Here is a 19720-nt window from a genome sequence, read left to right as displayed (position 1 = left end):
AATTAAATTAAAAACTGCTATGAAGAAAAAAACAACACGTCTGTTGCTTTTTATGCTATTCTGCATAGGAAGTGTTTTTGCCTTTGGGCAAGAAAAAAGAACGGTGTCTGGCGTAGTGAAAGACAGCGCTGGAATTGCTATCCCCGGAGTAACGGTCTCTATTAAAGGAACCAAAACAAGAGGCGCCACGGATGCGCAGGGAAATTTCAGGATCCCTGTTAGTGGGCCTAACGATGTTTTAGTGATCTCAAGTATTGGTTTTAAAGAAACAGAACTTACTGTTGGTTCTGAAACGTTTTTCCCTGTGACTTTATTAAGTGCAAGTGGTGAACTGAATGAAGTTGTGGTTACCGGTTTCGGTACCAGGAAAAGTACAAAAAAGTTAAGCTATGCGGTAACAGAAGTAAAGGGTGACGAGCTTTCAAGAGCAAATACCCCCAACATTGTAAATGCGCTGCAAGGAAAGGTTGCCGGTGTAATGATTAACCAGGGCGCAGGCGGACCTTCATCCAGTTCAAGAATCAGAATCAGAGGTAATGCCTCAATCACATCAAACAACACACAGCCTTTGTTCGTGATTGATGGTGTACTGATCAGACCTGATGTTTCGGGTGCGGATTCATGGGGTGATAACAGGGACTTTGGTAATCAGCTTAAGAACCTGAATCCGGATGATTATGAGAGCTTAACTGTATTGAAAGGTTCTGCGGCAACCGCTTTATATGGTTCTGAAGCGCAATACGGTGTAGTACTTATTACCACAAAGAAAGGTAAAAGTCAAAAAGGACTTGGTGTTAGCGTATCACACACTGAAACCTGGGAAAAGGCTTATAAGTTGCCGGATTTCCAAAATGAATTCGGTGGTGGCGCTGATCCCTGGTTTAATCAGGGTGCAGATGGTAAGGATGAAGTAGATCCAGCCAATGGCCCTTATTATAGTTTCGGTCCAAAATTCGATAACCACATTGTTCGCGATGCTGATGGAAGATTGATTCCCTGGAAGGCAAACAATTTGCTTGATCTTTTCCAAACCGGAAGATTCATCAATACAAATGTCGCCGTAGAGGGCGGTGGTGACAGAACAACTGTACGTTTTTCTTATACCAATACAAAGAACAACAGTGTAATGCCTAACAACTCATTCAAAAGAGATGTGTTTACATTAAGAGCAACACAAAAAGTGGGAAGCTTTATCAACATGGATGCGATGGTTACTTACGCAAGTTCAACTACTTTGAACCCGATTTTGCAAGGTGGTAACTCCAACCCGCTGTTCAGGCTTGCTTATTCTAACTCACGTCATTACGATATAGACTATTACACCAATCACTATATCGACACTGTAAGAGGTGGAAGAATTGGTGCTAGTGGAAACCCCAACAGCAATCCATATACACGTGGTTCTATGACGTCTGTATTCTGGAACTATTACCAGAACAATGTTTCCAGAAGAGAAGATAACCTTCGCGCTAACCTGGATATCAATGCTACTATCACTCCATGGTTGAACCTGTTGGTTAGAGGTAACATCAATAGCCTTGGTACTACAGATGAGACTAAGAACAGAGGAGATGGCCCGGGCTTCTTAGGCCCGAATGGTTATTACAGCCTGGCACAGAGCAGTAATATCTATGGCCGTATCCAGGCTTTGCTAACTGCTAACAGACAATTCAACCAGGATTTGGAAGGAAGCGTGTCAATTGGAGGAGAAACAAACCGGGGAATCAAAGGTTACAGAACAAACCTTAATACTAATGGTGGTTTGAAGGTTGCGGACATGTATTCACTGTCAAATTCTGTTAATGCAATTTCTGGTAACGGTTCAACTTATCCGTTTGGCAGATTGGATGCCCTTTATGCTTACGGTGACCTGACTTACAAAAACATGCTGACATTGAACGTTAGTGCAAGAAATGACTGGAACTCAACCTTGACTTATCCTGACGGTCACGGAGATTATAGCTATTTCTACCCGTCAGTAGGTTTGTCATGGATTTTTACAGAGATGCTGAAATCTAATTCTCATTTCGATTTCTTGTCCTTTGGTAAATTAAGAGCAAGTCTTGGCTATACTGGTGGCGGTCCTGCAGTTTACACTACCAGCACCGGTTTAGGCTATACGCTGAATGGTAACTATACTGACATTAATGGCAACCTGATTCCCAGATATACATTGGGTAATTCTTTGGGAAATCCTGATTTGAAACCTCAAAGCACCAGGGAAATTGAATTTGGTACTGAGTTGAAATTCTTAAAAAACAGGATTGGACTGGACGTTGCATGGTATAAAAAGAACACATTCAACCAGGTTATTAATTTAGGTGTTCCATCAGAAAGCGGTGCAAGCAGCCGTGTGATCAACGCTGGTAACGTTCAAAACCAGGGTATCGAAGTTATGCTTACTGCACAGCCAGTTCGTAGCAGAGACTTTCAATGGACAACTACATTCAACTTTACAAGAAACAGAAATACAGTTATTGATGTAGATGCTGCGCATGGTGTTACATCTGTTGATCTTGATCTGGCTTTTGGTGCTGACGTGAAATCGGTAGCTGCTGTTGGTAAACCATACGGAACTATCGTAACCAGCTATGCATATGCTTATCAGAATGATAAAAGCGCTCCTGGCTATGGCAAGAAACTGTTGAAACAAGACGGAACTTTCTGGCGTTCTGGCGATGCTGGACAAGGCACAAAAGAACTTGGTACAATGATGGAGAACTTCCTGTTGAGCAACGTGAATGAATTTACTTATAAGAACTTCAACCTGGGCTTCCAGCTTGATTCTAAGTTCGGTGGAAAGATGGCTTCTGCCACACACCAATATGGTTCTGAGTTCGGTAGCTTTAAAAGCACCTTACCTGGCCGCGATGCTGCTCATGGCGGTATTAAATTCACAGATCCTACTACCGGCAAAGAGCGTAATGATGGTATTAATCCTGATGGCGTTTTTGCTTCCGGTACAATCATAAATGGAGTTGATGTTAGCGGTACAACATACGCTGATGCGGTAGCCAAAGGATTAGCTCAGCCAATGACTGCTCTTAACTACTACGAAGGGTTGGCAAGCTGGGGTACAGGTATTCGTGAATATTCCGTATTTGAAAACTCATGGGTAGCTGTAAGAGAAGTTTCTCTTGGATACAACCTGCCTAAAAAAGTTGCTTCAAAAATTAAGATGAACAACTTAAGAGTGAGTGCTGTTGGTCGCAATCTGTTCTATCTGTACAACACAGCTAAGGATAATATAAATCCTGAAAGCATTTTCAGCAGCAGAGCTGGTGCATTTGCAGAATATGGTGGCCTTCCATTTATCAGAAGCTTTGGTTTTACCGTAAGTGCAGGATTTTAATTTTAAACCGTAATAGCTACTTATTATGAAAAAAACAAAATATTTACCTTATATACTAGCCCTTGTTGTAGCCGGCACAGGCTGCAAAAAGGAGCAATTTGTAAAAACAAATACAGATCCCACTGTTATTTATTCAATTGAGCCTGAAGAAGAATTTTTAAATGTATGTATTCAGGCGCATAGCAGTGACTTTGAAGCGTATTACGATATCTATCGCAGGATGATGCCCTGGATGCAAATGAATACAGCAAATGCTGGTAATCCAAAAAACTTCCTCAATGATATAGGAAATTTTAATCAGCGTTATGGCGTATTTTTTCCAACAATGGGCAGTCAGGTTGCAGATTTACAGAATTTGATCAATAAAAAATCTGATGCAGACAAACCGAAGTACGTGTATATGTCAGCAATTGCAGATATACCGAAAATCAGCTATGCATTTTATGTATCGGATGTAAACGGAAGTATTCCTTATACCGAAGCATTCCAGGCGCGTTACGGTGGAACATTTACGCCGAAGTATGATTCTCAACAGGAGTTATTTACTGTGTTTAATACTCGCCTTAAAGAGATTGTTACTACACTAAAAACAGCTCAGCCTGTTGCGCAGACTTCTCTCGGAAAAAATGACCTGTATTTTGGCGGTGATGTAACGAAGTGGATCAAGGCCGCTAATGCGCTCCGTTTACGTATTGCTTTACGCTTGGTAAAAAGAGATGCTGCAGCCGCAAAAGCCATAGCAGATGATGTTCTGGCCGATGCTTCGCAGATGGCAAGCAATGCAGATGGCTGGGTAATGTGGGCTAACCAGGACTTTACCGCTGGTGGTAACTGGAACCCAACAGAATTCCGGGCGCCAAAACCTACAGTTGACTTCATGTGGAAGAATAGCGATCCAAGGATCAGAATTTTCTATCAGAAGAATAACTATACACAGGATAATCTGAATGCTGCTATTGCTGCAGGGGTTTACCCTGCCGGTACTACCTGGAATCCTCGTCAGTATGTAGGTGCACACATCAGTCCGGATTCATCTCAGGGAAAATATAAGTCATGGTTTACTGCCAAGAAGGTTAGTGATGATCTTTCTCTGGATACAGTTTCTTACCTGCAATGGCGCATGTGGCAGCCAGCCAACAACAATGGTACAGGATTGAATGTGTTCACAGTGATCACGTATGCTGACTACTGTTTTATGAGAGCTGAATTGATTGCCCGTGGATTAGCTGCAGGTGACGCAGGAACCTGGTACAACAATGGGGTAACCGCATCAATCACTTTCTACGATGATGCTGGCAATAAAGCAAAACTTCCTGATTACGCCGCGTTAGGCGCGAATGAAATAAGCGACTATTTGAATATGCCTGACATTAAGTTCAATGCAGCAAAAGCACTGGAGCAGATTTCAATTCAAGCTTATCTGAACGATTACAAGCAGCCAAACGAAGCCTGGGCCGTATTCAAACGCACAGGTATGCCAAATAAAAACACTGCTCTGGCAAATGAAGATATCATGATCGACGGTGTTGCAAAAGACATTCCTCGCCGTGCAGCTATTTCAGTTCCGGTTTCTACAGATGCGAACTACGAAACAAAAACAGCAGCAATAGCCGAAATGTCAAAAGATCCTGACTTCGGACAGGGACCTTCTGATATGTTTGGAAGAATCTGGTGGGATAAAAAATAGTTCTTACCTAAGCAATAGAGTAATGCGAATTACTCTATTGCTTTTTTCCATTCCGTACTATTGTTTTCCGGTTTTATAAAACAGTTTGTGTTTAATGTGCAGAGATTTAAGTGAAAGGTGTAAATTGATTGTTGAATACAATGCATGTTTTTAGTGAGAATACTGCTTATTATATTATTTCTCTTTATTGCCAGATCTGTATCGTCCCAGGTTGATTCGTCATTTCTCAAATTCAGGGTTGCAGACTTTAATCTGCAAAAGGTGCAGGATGATCAGATCAAGATGGATAACAGATCTTCGCTGTTCGTGTTTTTATCTCCCGAATGCCCCCTTTGTAAAGGTTATATGAAATTGTTCGATAGCATTTATAATCAGTACAAAGAACACGTAAATATTTATGGCGTTTTTCCTGGTAAGGCTTACTCCACCTCAGATATCCAAAGTTTTGCAAGTGAATACAGTGTTCATATTCCATTGTATATTGATTCCGCCATGTCATTGACTCACTATTTAAATGCTGCTGTAACGCCTGAAGCTGTGTTGTTGAATGACAAAAATGAATTGGTTTATAAGGGTGCTATTGATAATCTGTTGGAAGGTTTGGGTAAACGGAAAATAAAAGCAACTGCATTTTATTTGCAGGATGCGCTCGAACAATCTTTAAATAACAAAACGGTGGTTATAAAGAGTATAAAAGCCGTTGGTTGTAAAATTAATGAGTACTAACATGAAGCATTATTTATTGGCATTTTGTCTTTTTTTCGCTGCTGTATATGGTCATTCCCAGGAAGTAACATTCTATAAAGATATACAACCCCTCATCATTCGGAAATGTGCTTCATGTCACAAACCGGGCGAAACCGCGCCATTTTCGCTGATCACTTATGAGGACGTAGCAAAACGTACTTCTTTCATAAAAGATGTGGTGCAACAGGGCTACATGCCACCATGGAAACCGGATAACAAATATGTTCATTTTGCCAATGACCGGTCACTCAGTAAAAAAGAAATTGATCTCATCGTAAAATGGATTGACAATAAAAGCCCGGAAGGTAAAACACTGGCAACGCCGGCGGTGAAAAAAGATTTGAACGAAGGAACATTATATAACAGGAAGCCCGATCTCGTTTTAAAAACGACGGATAGTTTTTTAGTTAAAGGCGATGGTGGTGAAAGATTTATCATATTTAAAGTGCCGTTTGAGTTAGCAGATTCTGCTAACATTGAGGCTATTGAATTTGTAAGCAACAATAAAAAATTGATCCATCACGTAAACTATGCTATCCATCCGGTTGCTGACACTTTGGTCAGTTTGAGTAATACGGATAGCTATATTAACCTGACAGAGGATGACAGGAAAAAGTTTGATCAGTACCAACCGTATCGCAAGACCATTACTTATTATGGCGGTTGGATTCCTGGCGCAAGCTATGAAGCCTATCCTAAAGATTTTGGATGGATCTTGCCAAAGCGTGGCGTTGTGCTTTTTACAGTACACTATGCACCAACAACTAAAGATGAAAAAAGTATTGTTGGAGTAAATCTGTTCTTCAAGAAAATACCGGTAAAAAGACCTATCAAAGTAATCAGTTTTGGTTCCCGTGGAATAGGAGAGAAGAGTATCACTCCTTCATTTTATATAAAGGCAAATGAAAAGAAAACATTTACACTGGATGTAAAAAATCCGAGTGAAGATTTTTCCATTATGTATGTGTGGCCGCATATGCACTACATTGGTAAAGATTTTAAAGCATATCTTTTAACACCGGCTGGAGATACCACCAGATTGGTGCACATTCCTGACTGGGATTTCCGTTGGCAGGAAATCTATAAATTTAAAAAATTGGTTCGCGTGCCAAAAGGGTCTGTGATCCATATTGAAGGAACCTATGATAATACAGCAGAAAATCCATTCAATCCGCACAATCCTCCGCAGACTGTTTTTTCTTTTGGCGACATGAGGTCGACTGACGAGATGCTTACATTAATGATGGTGTTTCTTCCGTATAAACCGGGAGACGAAGCAATTAGTTTGCAGTGAATTAATTGAAAGTTGATAATTGACAATTGAAAAGGTGCGAATGTGCGGATATGAAAATGTGCGAATGCGAATGCAAAAAACAAGCGAACTAAAAAATACAAATGATAATGATGAAAATAATGTCAGGTTGTTACACCTTTCACTATTGACCATTCACTATTCACCGATTGACTCTCTTAAACAATGACCCGTATCTATCCATACCTCATTTTTTGTTTGGCCTGCGTGATGAATGCGCAGGCACAAACTACATCTGCGCCAACCCAGTTTACGCTGGTGCCGGAAAAGGAAAGTGGTATCTCGTACTTAAATACTATTACAGAAGATGATTCACTGAACGTGTTTAGTTATGAATATCTCTATAACGGGGCAGGGGTTGGTATTGCAGATTTTAATAATGATGGCTTAACCGATGTTTTCTTTTCTGGTAACACTGCAGCTAACAAATTGTTTTTAAATAAAGGTGGTTTTCATTTTGAAGATATTACCCGAAAGGCGAATGTAAAAGGAAATGGCACATGGAGCACAGGCGTAAGTATTGCTGATATTAACGGCGATGGTTTGCCCGATATCTACGTTTGTCATTCAGGCAAGTTCAAAGATCCTGAGCAATTAAGCAATGAGCTTTTTATCAATCAGGGAGTAAAAGATGGTGTCCCGGTTTTTAAAGAAATGGCCAAAGAATATGGTCTTGATGCGCCCGGAACGCAATCTACGCAAGCTGCTTTTTTTGATTATGATAATGATGGTGATCTCGACATGTTCCTGCTCAACCATTCTAACCACACTTACAATCCATTGCTGAATACAAAGAAAGTAAGAGCAACGCCTGATATGCATTTTGGAAACAGGCTGTTCCGTAATGATAAAGATGCAAACGGACAGATCCATTTTACCGACGTTACATTAAAAGCAGGTATCATCAATAATGCACTCAACTTTGGATTAAGTGTTACAGTGAGTGATGTAAATAAAGATGGGTGGCCTGATATTTATACAACCAGCGATTACACTGAAGTGGACTGTTTTTACGTCAACAATCATGATGGCACTTTCACAGAGTCTTTAAGCAAATCTTTTGCACATGTCTCGAAATTTTCGATGGGTGCAGATATTGCAGATTATAATAATGACGGCCTGCCGGATGTGTTTACGCTGGATATGCTGCCTGAAGATAATCATCGTCAGAAGCTGTTAAAAGGTCCTGACGAATACGATCAATATCATCTCCTGCTCGATAGCGGATATTATCATCAGCAAATGCGCAACATGTTACAATTAAATCGTGGTACTGATGCAAAGGGTAATGTCCGTTTTAGTGAGATAGGGCAATTGGCCGGTATATCTAATACAGATTGGAGCTGGGCTGGCTTATTTGCAGATTTCGACAACGATGGCTGGAAGGATTTGTTTGTAAGCAACGGCTACCTGAGAGATTACACGGACATGGATTTTCTAAAATACACCGTAGCCGATGCACAGAAGACTTCATTGAAAGAAGGAATTGTAAACTTCAAAACCTACGACCTGGTAAAGAAAATGGCTTCCAATAAACTTAGTAACTACATTTTTCAAAATAAACGGGACCTCACATTCGCTAACAAGACAAAAGATTGGGGACTTTACAAACCAGGTGTTTCAAATGCGGCAGCTTATGCTGACCTGGATAATGATGGAGATCTGGACCTGATTGTATGTAACAATAACGAACCGGCCTTTGTGTACCGTAATAATCAAAATGAAGTAAGCCCAACTGCATTTATCAAATTAAAACTGAAGGGTGAAGGATTGAATACAGCCGCATTCGGTACCAAAATTACTTTTACAACCGACGATGGTCTTCAGCAGTACCAGGAATTGTATCCCGTACGTGGTTACCAATCCTCCATATCACCTGAAATTATATTTGGATATCCTTCGGGTTCACAACCTGCGAAGCTGGAACTTACATGGCCCAATGGAAAACAAACTGTTCTTACCAGTATATCGTCAGGCAAAACAATCGAACTAGCACAAGCCGATGCGAGACCGAAGGAGGTTGTGCAAACGGCAAGCACAAAGCTGTTTACAGATATTACAGCGCAGTCCGGCTTGACGTTCAGGCACACGGAAAATGATTTTATTGATTTTAAAGATGAAGTACTGCTGCCCTACCAGTTGTCCCGTGAAGGTCCCGCGCTCGCAAAGGCCGATGTAAACGGCGATAAATTGGAAGACGTTTTTGTTGGTGGTGCTATAGGACAATCAGGTGTATTATATCTTCAAACATCGCAAGGAACGTTTATGGCGGCCGGCTCGCAACCATGGACCGTTGATGCAGCGAGCGAAGATGTGAATGCAGTTTTTTTTGATGCGGACAATGATGGTGACATGGATCTTTATGTGGTGAGTGGAGGCAACGAATATGCTGACGGTTCTCCTGAATATAACGACAGACTATACCTTAACGACGGTAAAGGAAACTTTATTAAAGAACCGAATGCGTTGCCTGCAATGTTAAGTGATAAGCAGGCCGTCGCTGTGGGTGATTTTGATAATGATGGTGATCTTGATCTTTTTATTGGTGGTCGCGTTGTTCCCGGATCCTTTCCAATGGCCGCAAGAAGTTATTTGTTACGCAATGATACAAAAAATGGAAGTGTTCATTTCACTGATGTAACTGAGGATGCATGGCGCAAACCCGGTATGGTAACCGCTGCTGCCTGGGCCGATCTTGATAACGATCATTTTCCTGAGTTATTGATTGCGGGAGACTGGATGAATGTAATGCTGTTTAAGAACAATGCTGGCAAGTTGACGAATATTTCCGCTGCATCAGGCGTGCAAAACCTTAATGGTATGTGGGCTTCCATCAATGCAGCTGATGTTGATGGTGATGGCGATACTGATTTTATTTTGGGTAACTGTGGATACAACAATCAGTTCAAAGCATCCAAAGATCAGCCTGTAACCTTATATGCTGCTGATTTTGACGATAACGGTACAATAGATCCCATCATGTGTTATTATATACAGGGAACCAGCTATCCTGTTGCTTCAAGAGATGAGCTGCTTGATCAGATTGTTCCCTTGAAAAGAAAATATATAAAGTATAAGGATTATGCTGATGCCACCGTCAATGACATATTCTCAAAAGATAAAGTGAAAAAAGCAGGATATTATCACTGTGATGAACTTGCTTCTGGTATTCTGTACAACAATGGGAATATGAAATTTTCATTTTCGCCCCTTCCTTTGGTCGCGCAGTTCTCACGAATATCTGCAGCCGTTGTTCAGGATTTTGATAAAGACGGTATCAACGACATACTCCTAAGTGGAAACTTTTATCCTTACCGCACAACAGCTGGTAGAAATGATGCGGGCTATGGCGTGTTATTGAAAGGAAAAGGAAACAAAACATTTGAAAGTGTAGAACCCGGGCAAGCAGGTATGTTCATGGACGGAGATTGCCGGAAAATGGTGAGTTTGAAAACCGCTTCGGGCGAAACACTAATCATCGCTGCGAAAAATGACGACAACATGCAGGTGCTGAAATTGAATATGTAACTTCTTTTTTAATTTTCATGAAAAATGAAAACTAACTGATGAAAAGAAATTTTTTATTGATATTGTTAATCGTGTTGTGCCAAAGCACTTTCGCACTGCCACCGGACAGGAATACGGATGCTTATCCCTTGCACCGTTGCGAAAAGGCGTTGACAGACGTAATTATTCATGATATTTTTTCACCGCCTGTTGCCAGCCGTATTTATGCATACGCAAATATCGCGGCGCATGAGGCATTGGCTGCTGCGACAGATCAGCGCGAATCGCTGTACGGAAAACTAAAATCATTACCCCAGGTGCCAAATCCGGGAAAAGAAGTTTTGCCCTCCTTAGCTGCTGTTTGTGCCTTTATGCTTACCGGCGAAAAGCTGGTTTTTTCTGAGCCGTTATTGCATGATTCCCTGCAGAATATATTAGCTTATTATAAGTCGATGAAAATTTCTGATGAAGAATTCAATTCTTCAATGGCTTATGGAGAAACAGTCGCGTCCGTTATTTTGAACTGGGCTGGTACTGACAAATATAAAGAGACAAGAAAGATCCGTCGTTATAACTATTTGAAAGAAGAAGGCAAGTGGATACCAACGCCACCCGGTTACATGGCAGCAGTAGAACCTTACTGGAACCAGATCAGGACAATGGTGCTTGATTCCTGCAACCAGTTTATGCCGGAAAAGCCATTGCCATTCAGCAAGGATACCGCCAGTGCTTTTTACAAGCAGGCTTATGAAGTGTATGTTGCCGGAAAAAATCTGACTAAGCACCAGTATGATATTGCCAGCTTTTGGGATTGCAATCCTTTTTTTCTGAATGTGGAGGGACATCTGAATTATGCGACAAAAAAAATATCGCCCGGCGGTCATTGGATCTCAATTGCAGGACTCGTGGCACGTAACACGGGGGCTGATCTCATGAAGACCTCTAAAGCTTATACCTACACTTCAATTGCATTGTTTGATGCGTTTATCAGTTGCTGGGATGAAAAATTCAGAAGCAACGTCATTCGCCCGGAGACCTATATCAACGCTTATATTGATGAATCATGGCGTCCATTGTTGCAAACGCCGCCCTTTCCTGAGTATACAAGTGGCCATAGCGTAGCGTCTACCGTAGCGTCAATTGTTTTAACCGGATTGTTTGGTAAGGATGTATCATTTGATGATGATACGGAAGTTGAGTTTGGCCTGCCTGTACGTCATTTTACTTCCTTTGAAGAAGCATGCAAAGAGGCTGCTATTTCACGTTTATACGGCGGCATTCATTACCGCGTAGCTATTGAAAATGGCAGGAAAGAAGGCTTGTTGCTGGGCGAATATGTTGCAGGAAGATTGTTGCGATAGATATGTATTCCGTCAACCGAAAGCCTTATCCCTTCTGCCGATTCTGTCTGGTTGAACAGCTTTTGTTTAGTTGTTTTGCTGGCTGCTCCAAACTTTTTTTCAGGATAAGTATAAGTTATCATCTGGTAATTACAAGGAATAGATGAAACTGCTTAACAGCGTTCTTTAAAACTTAGTTTGTCCGTGCACTACATCGTGTCAGTTACCAGTAAACTACTTACAGGTACATGTTGTGCCCGGTTTGATTATGCAGATTTTATTAAACTGTCGATATGCATAGATATCTTTCTTCTGTATGTTTATTTCTTGTTGTGAGTACTTCAGCTTTGGCACAACAGGTATTCCATTTTTCTGAAGGTTTATTAGTGGCTGCGGGGAGCCGCTATGGTCGCGAAGCGATCTATACGGACCTGCTTGCATACAAGCTATATAACGGCACTTTGCAAACGCCTGCGGTTAACGCAGTCTTTGATGTTACAGCTAAAGGCGATACATTACGATGGAGGTCCGCAAAAGCAGATACTGCTCATCGCTTCAGAACCGTTGACTGGGGAAATATTCCCCGCGTAAATAATCCTGGTAATCCAGGTCGCGTGGACAGAGGTGGCAGTTACTTATATCTTACCTATAATTCGCCAAAGGAACAGGCGGCTTTGCTTAATATAAAAGGCAACAGCAGTTTGTTTTTTAACGGCGTGCCACATACCGGCGACCCTTATTATTCTGGCTGGTTATACATTCCCGTTCAGTTAAAGAAAGGGTTGAATGAATTATATGTTCGTGGAAGTAATGTTACTGCGGATCTTATTTTTCCGGATAAGCCGGTACTGCTGAAAGCAGAGGATCCTACGTTGCCTCACATCGTTATCGGTCAGGATAATAGCAAACTAAAAGGCGCTTTGGTTGTTGTGAATACAAGCAACAAAGTACTAAATAACTATCAGCTAAAGGCGATTGTTGGCAGTAAACAGCAGACTGTTCCTGTTCCTGCAGTTCCTGCAATGTCTACGCGTAAGGTAAGTTTTGATTTTGATGGCAGTGATGTTACAGTTAAAGGAATGAATGAGTGCCGTATAACTTTGCTGGACAACGGTCGTGCTATTGATGAAGCAAACATTAAGATAGAGTCCGTTAACCCGGGTGAGCAATACAGTGTTACGTTTACGAGCAACATAGATGGCAGTCTTCAATATTATGCCGTAACTCCCCAAACTAAAGATTCGGTTAAAGAGCACAATGCATTGTTCCTTTCCGTTCATGGTGCAGGTGTTGAAGCCATCGGCCAGGCAAAGGCTTATCGTTCAAAAAGCTGGGGCACATTGGTTGCTGCTACTAACCGCCGTCCGCGTGGTTTTAACTGGGAAGATTGGGGAAGACTGGATGCCCTGGAAGTATTACAAAACGCTACGAATACATTTAATCCGGATCCGCAGCATATTTATTTAACGGGCCATTCAATGGGAGGCCACGGCACATGGTTTCTTGGTGCAACATATCCTGATAAATGGGCCGCAATAGGTGCCTGTTCCGGTTATCCCACATTAAAAGCCTATGGTTCGGCTGATGGTGTAATACCCGATAGCAGCAATGATCCGATTGAGCAGGTATTATTGCGTGCAAGCAATCAGAGTGATGTGCCTAAACTTGCTTTTAACTATAAGCCATTAGGTGTTTATATTTTGCATGGGGACTCAGATAAAGTTGTTCCTGTAATGTATGCAAGGCAAATGCGGAAAATATTAGGCGAATTCCAAAGTGATTTCAGTTACTATGAATACCCCAAAGGTGAGCATTGGTTTGGTGATCAGAGCGTAGACTGGAAACCTATGTTTGATTATTTTAGGTGGCATGCCCTTCCGCCTGACAGTACTGTTGAAAAGGTGGACTTCACTACATCTAATCCTGGTATTTCGGCAAAATATCACTGGGTAGCAATTATACAGCAACAACATCCATTGAAGTACAGTAGGATTGTGCTTGATAGGAACAAAGCAAAAAGACTTGTTTCGGGAACTACAGAAAACGTTCGGGTGCTTCAAATTGCGATGTCCGATTTCAAGCAAGGATCATCAGTTGATCTTAAACTGGACGGACAGACTTTATCATATAATGCGAAAGGCACTAATGATACGGTTTACCTGTTGAGACAAAATGATCAATGGGCGTTTGGTACAAACCCCGGCGTGCTTCAAAAAGGCCCACACCGTTATGGTACTTTGAAAGATGCATTTAATTACAGGATGGTATTTGTTTATAGTACAAAAGGCACTGAAGCTGAAAATACCTGGAGTCTGAATAAAGCAAAATATGACGCAGAAACATGGTACTATCGTGGTAACGGGGCTATTGATATAGTAGCTGATAAAGATTTTTCTGCGGATAAATATGTGGGCAGAGGTGTAATAATTTATGGAAACGCTACAACAAATAGTGCATGGGGACAGTTATTGAATGATTGTCCTATCCAGGTGCAGCGCAATAAAGTTACTGCAGGCGGTAACACATGGAGCGGAGATGATTTAAGTGCCTGTTTTGTATGGCCGTTAAAAAACTCGCCTGTAACATCTGTAGCAGTAATTGCAGGTAGCGGGATAAAAGGTATGAACGCTGCAAACGCCAACCAGTATTTCGCTGGCGCAAGTGGTTTTCCTGATTTTATGATCTATAAGCTGGACATGCTTCGTGACGGTTCTAAAGGCATTCAGTTAGCAGGATTTTATGATAATGAATGGAAGTTGACTAATAATGATGCAGTTTCCAGGTAAAGACAGGGGCCACTAAAGAGCGGAAATTGATTTGCTGCAATAACTCATTAAAAGCAAGAACCTTTATGATATCCTATAATGCAGGAAATCATTAAGGTTCTTTTTTTTGTAGAATACACTTGCTTTTTTCTTTGCAGAACGTTGTATACGGATTGAATAATAGTATAGCTGATAATTCTCATGTCTACTGTTAAAGTCCTGTTTTATTATTGTGGGATTTACAAAACCCTCTCAATTCTATACTATGGACAATAGAATGACCTGCAATTTTATCAACGATCTGCAACAGGAAGCAGATCTGACATTGAAAATATTTTCAGCAGTTGATGAGACAAAAAAAGCCATACAGTTTAATGACAACACCCGTTCATTAGAGCGTCTTGCGTGGCACATTACACAGACCTTCACGGAAATGCCCCACCGTGCCGGCTTTATAGATTCGGATGCTTTAGCGCAGGAGCCACTGCCTGCAACATTTGCTGAGATAATTGCGGCATACAAAAAATACAGTGGTAATCTTAAAACTGCAATAGTACAGAGCCTGACTGATGCTGCGCTGACCGATGAAGTTAATATGTACGGCGAAAGATGGACAAAAGGTAAAGTGATAAATGCGCTGATTGCGCACCAGACACATCATCGCGGACAGATGACAATGTTAATGCGGGTGCTGGATATAAAAGTGCCGGGTATTTACGGCCCCTCTAAAGAAGAATGGGCAGTGTTTAATATGCAGCCAATGGAATAACTCAATTGAAAATGGAAAATTGAAAATTGAAAATGGAAATTCAATGTCTTTTAGTTAAGAGTTGTCCATGATAAACGCCAAAATATCACGATCAAGCCTGTATTCGGGAGACCTCTCCTGTGGTACCAATGACAGATCAGGGCTGTTTTTCTTCATTGCCGTCTGCTTTAGCTGACGGAAAATGAAAGTAATTGAATATGGCTTTAGCCACACAATCCAATTTTGGGCTAAAGCCCGGTTCTAAAGACGAACCGCTGTCCGGCAGCTAAAGCAGACGGTAATGAATCGATGGCGATCAGCTCTTGATAAATGATATGTCATTTCTTTTTGATTGTGGTTAACCAAATTCCCCAGTCGACATGAAACGATGCGGCTGCAGGCTTGCTCATAATTATTGCACTTGCTATTAGTGTTGTTGTGGTCACTTTTTCTGATAAGCCAGGATCATCATGGTCGACGACAGTAGATATCTCACAAAGTTGACGATGGTTGCTTAACTAAACGATATTAAATTGGAAGTTAATGGTGATTGCGATGCTTGTCTTTATAAAGAAAGACAGGCATTTTTTACTTCAAATGCACTTCTCCAGCCAATAAAAATTTTACTACCGATATCAACTTTCCGCAACTATGGATTTTGAACAATTTTCGGCAAATCAAGATTCCCGTCCTGATATTTTAGATTCATCCTGAGCGATATAACTTTCCATGAATCGTTTTCATGCACGAGTGAAGCGTTGTATGTTGCAACTACTGTCCAGATGTTTTTACCACTTGTATTGGGAAAGTAATGCGTTGCTGTTCCGTAAAAAAATGCGTTGGCTTTTTCATCTTCCACATTGACCATGAAATTGCCCAGTTGATGATGTGTTGCCTTGAATTTGGGAAGAAATGAGCTCCATGATTCAATAATTTGATCTGCGTTCAATACCAGGGGATCTCCGCCTGCCATTGATGTGTAATCTAAGTACACCTTATCAGCAAAAGCAGACCTGGATTGCTTCCAGTTCTTTTCGTCAGCCCCAATAAAGATGTTCTGAATTGTCTCGATGATTTCAAGCTTATGCATAACTGTATGACTAATGTTAATTAAACCGGGCGGTGATTTTCTTTCCGGCCCATTTGATCGATAAATATACAAATGCCAACTTCTGAAAACATATTCAGTGTTTACTAATTGATGAACGGCAGTTGCAGAGGACGGAGAATCGAAGCGGATCAGAAACAACAGAGCCGGCGGGTGAATGCCGGCTCGTTTCCTGGAAAATGAAAAGTAAACTTTATTTATGCAGCTATGCTGTTGTATAGTCTCTTACCAATGGCTTCCTCGATTTCCAATGGAATGTTTTTTGCTGCTGCGCCACTATCAATATCCTGGTAACGGTTAATTGAATTGTTTAATGCGAATATGTGAACAGGACTATTGTTTATGCTCACTCTATAGCGTGTTTCACTTGTTGCTGTCTGGAACGCAGTTGCCTTTACAGTGACTAATTTGTTGTCGTGTGTTAATTCAAATGTGTCTGTTTTCAATTTCATACTATTCCTTTTTAATGATTTACTTACTCATTTTTTCAACAACGGTGCCAGAATGGAGAGGGGGCTGTTAAAATGCCTTAACACACCTGATGCATATTGTAGGAACAACATCGTCATTATCACAAAAATAGACCTATCTGAACCATTCGTATACTTAGTTGTTACAATTGATAAAATAATTTGATAACCAGATAATTTCCATCAGGATGAGGTACTTGTATTTTCAACTTTTAAGACATCGGGCTATAGTTGCTTTTGCCATCTTTCTTTTTGTAGTTAATACATTGTCGGCGCAAACCAAACCGTCGGGAGATACAAGTTCGCCTGCAACAGATATTGGCTGGCCGAGGCAGGCAACAAAGGATGGCAATAAAATGATCTACTACCAACCTCAAATAGATGAATGGAAGGATTACAAAGAAATATCGGGAAGATTTGCATTTGCGCTCACTCCAAAAGGAGGGAAGGAAACACCTGGTGTTGCTTCTTTTAAGTGCGGCACTTCGGTAGATAATGACAGTCGCACCGTATATTTTCATGATGTAGTTATTGAAAGTACCCGCTTTCCTTCGCTGGATCAATCTGCGATCCCCGCAATGGAAACACTGGTGAAAGAATTGCTTCCGCAAAGTGGTGAACCAATCGCTGTAGATCGCCTTATTGCTGATGTAGATAAGAGTAATGTTAAGGCAGTGCCTGTCGCCGTAAAAAATGATCCGCCCGAAATATTTTACAGTACAACGCCGGCGATATTGTTAATGATTCAGGGAGAACCTGCACTGGCTCCTGTTGAGAAAACGGATCTGCAATTTGTTGTGAATACAAACTGGGATGTATTTTATGACAAGTCAAAAAAGTATTATTACCTGTTGGCTGATAAATATTGGTATACAACTGATGACTTAAAGGGCCAATGGACCGCAACGAAGACATTACCAAAAGATATGTCTAAACTGCCATCGGGTCAAAATTTTGATGATGTCAAAAAAGCGGTGCCACCGCCTTCAACATCCGCTGCAGCACCCAAAGTATTTTACAGTAGTAATCCTGCGGAACTCATTTTAATCAAAGGATCACCTGTATATGCTACTATTCCGGATACACGGTTGTTGTATGTGACAAATACCGATAATGATGTTTTTCTTGATAACACAGATGAAACTTTTTATGTGTTGTTTTCTGGCAGATGGTTCCGTTCAAAGTCACTTAACGGCAGCTGGACTTATGCTGGAAATGATCTTCCTGAATCATTCGCTAAAATTCCTTCTGGTTCGCCAAAGGCTAATGTACTGGCATCGGTCCCCGGAACAATTGAAGCTTCAGATGCGATCATGCTTGCACAGATTCCGACTACCGTAGTTGTAAATAAAAAAGAAGCAGAAAAGAAAGTGAAAGTAAGTTATGATGGTGCCCCTGAGTTTAAGCCGATTGACAGTACTAATCTGCAGTATGCAACAAATACACAGGAGAAGATCATCAAAGATGGCGACTTGTATTACCTGTGTTTTCAGGGTGTTTGGTTTATGTCCTCTACGCCTAACGGACCGTGGTTAACAGCAGAGGCAGTGCCGAAAGAAATTTACACAATTCCACCCAGTTCACCTTTGTATAATGTTACGTATGTAACACAAACCAATGCGACCGAAACAACAGTGGAAAGCAGTACTTCCGCTGGTTACTTTGGTATGTTTGTATTAGGGCTTACAGCCGGAGCCATCCTTACTTATGGAACCGGTTATTATTATCCGCCTTACTTCTATTGGGGGCCGGGTGCACTATATCCAATTTACCGCCCGTGGCCCTGCACTTATGGAGCGGGAGCTGTTTATAATCCGTGGACAGGAGGATATGCTGTTGGACGTGGTGTATATGGACCGTATGGCGCCGCACAATCTGCGGCATGGTACAATCCTGCGACGGGCAGATATGGCCGTTCTGCAAGCGTACAGGGCTGGTACGGAGGAAGAACAGCCGCGAGCGCATATAATCCATGGACAGGCGGCTATGCTGCAACATCACAGGGACATAACGCTTATTCGCAATGGGGAAGCTCGGTTGCCACAAGGAATGGCCAGTGGGCGCAAACTGGTCATGTGACTACTGCTAACGGTACCGCCTTTGGGTATAGAACTTCTACTGGCCAACAAGGTGTAATTACACATGGAGCAAACGGAACAGTCGCGCACACTACGAATGGAACTTATGCGGGCCACGATGGAAATGTGTACCGCAAGAATGAAGGTGGTGGTTGGAGCAAATACAATAATGGTAGCTGGAACCAGGTGCAAAGACCAAATAACAATCTGAGTGGTGAAACACAACACACCTGGCAAGGGCTTAATCACTCCGCCGAAGCAAGGCAACGCGGACAAATGAACACGCAACGTTTTCAGAATTTCCGTTCGCAGGGTGGTGGATTTAGAGGTGGTGGTGGATTCCGTGGCAGGAGATAGGGGAGATGTGGGCTGTTAGCTATTAGCTGTTGTTGGCTTGCTACATAATTATTCTACAAAAAAAAAGTTCCGTTGATACCAAAAGATCAACGGAATTTTTTTTTTGCCTGTTCGGATAGTGATTTGCTTGCGCCCTTTCAGGGCTTGAGTATGTTAATCGATCTATCTCACAGGGCGTTGCCCTGTGCTATTGCCAGCCGCCCTTTCAGGGCTTAACAAAAGCTATCTGGCTAATGTGCTTCTTCAGAT

The 19720-nt window shown here is 41.6% G+C and carries 11 protein-coding genes; 9 read left to right on the top strand and 2 right to left on the bottom strand.

Annotation, left to right across the window (positions count from 1 at the left end; translation table 11 throughout):
* The first annotated feature begins 19 nt into the window (after positions 1–19).
* The 8 genes from QTN47_RS12290 (at position 20) to QTN47_RS12255 (ending at position 15479) form a co-directional block, all read left to right on the top strand.
* Positions 20–3352, top strand: a complete 3333-nt coding sequence (locus QTN47_RS12290; RefSeq protein ID WP_369329677.1) for a SusC/RagA family TonB-linked outer membrane protein — start codon at positions 20–22, stop codon at positions 3350–3352.
* A gap of 25 nt (positions 3353–3377) precedes the next feature.
* Positions 3378–5039, top strand: a complete 1662-nt coding sequence (locus QTN47_RS12285; RefSeq protein WP_369329676.1) for a SusD/RagB family nutrient-binding outer membrane lipoprotein — start codon at positions 3378–3380, stop codon at positions 5037–5039.
* Positions 5040–5183: 144 nt separating this feature from the next.
* Entirely contained in the window at positions 5184–5765 is a 582-nt protein-coding gene (locus QTN47_RS12280) for a redoxin domain-containing protein (RefSeq protein ID WP_369329675.1), read from the top strand.
* 1 nt (position 5766) lies between these two features.
* A complete protein-coding gene (locus tag QTN47_RS12275) occupies positions 5767–7080 on the top strand; it encodes a c-type cytochrome (protein WP_369329674.1) in 1314 nt (437 codons plus the stop codon).
* A 183-nt stretch (positions 7081–7263) separates the two neighbouring features.
* The gene (locus QTN47_RS12270) at positions 7264–10626 is read left to right on the top strand and encodes a VCBS repeat-containing protein (protein ID WP_369329673.1); all 3363 of its coding nucleotides are present in this window, start codon (positions 7264–7266) and stop codon (positions 10624–10626) included.
* Between the two features lie 38 nt (positions 10627–10664).
* Positions 10665–11966 carry a vanadium-dependent haloperoxidase gene (locus QTN47_RS12265; protein ID WP_369329672.1) on the top strand — a complete coding sequence of 434 codons (1302 nt, stop codon included), beginning with the start codon at positions 10665–10667 and terminating at the stop codon, positions 11964–11966.
* 272 nt (positions 11967–12238) lie between these two features.
* Entirely contained in the window at positions 12239–14731 is a 2493-nt protein-coding gene (locus QTN47_RS12260) for an alpha/beta hydrolase-fold protein (protein ID WP_369329671.1), read from the top strand.
* Positions 14732–14975: 244 nt separating this feature from the next.
* Positions 14976–15479 (top strand): DinB family protein, encoded by a 504-nt coding sequence (locus tag QTN47_RS12255; protein ID WP_369329670.1) that lies wholly within the window; start codon positions 14976–14978, stop codon positions 15477–15479.
* 628 nt (positions 15480–16107) lie between these two features.
* Here the strand turns inward: QTN47_RS12255 and QTN47_RS12250 are convergent.
* Together QTN47_RS12250 and QTN47_RS12245 are read right to left on the bottom strand one after the other, a co-directional pair.
* Positions 16108–16548: a nuclear transport factor 2 family protein gene (locus QTN47_RS12250; RefSeq protein WP_369329669.1), complete on the bottom strand. Its 441-nt coding sequence runs from the start codon at positions 16546–16548 to the stop codon at positions 16108–16110.
* 215 nt (positions 16549–16763) lie between these two features.
* On the bottom strand, positions 16764–17018 hold the full coding sequence (locus tag QTN47_RS12245; protein ID WP_369329668.1) for a hypothetical protein: 255 nt from the start codon (positions 17016–17018) through the stop codon (positions 16764–16766).
* A 206-nt stretch (positions 17019–17224) separates the two neighbouring features.
* Between QTN47_RS12245 and QTN47_RS12240 the strand changes: the two genes are divergently transcribed.
* Positions 17225–19471 carry a hypothetical protein gene (locus QTN47_RS12240; protein WP_369329667.1) on the top strand — a complete coding sequence of 749 codons (2247 nt, stop codon included), beginning with the start codon at positions 17225–17227 and terminating at the stop codon, positions 19469–19471.
* Positions 19472–19720: the final 249 nt, after the last annotated feature.

It is taken from the genome of Danxiaibacter flavus, assembly GCF_041060425.1.
Taxonomy (GTDB): Bacteria; Bacteroidota; Bacteroidia; order Chitinophagales; family Chitinophagaceae; genus Danxiaibacter; species Danxiaibacter flavus.
This window is presented reverse-complemented; position numbering and strand designations above follow the sequence as displayed.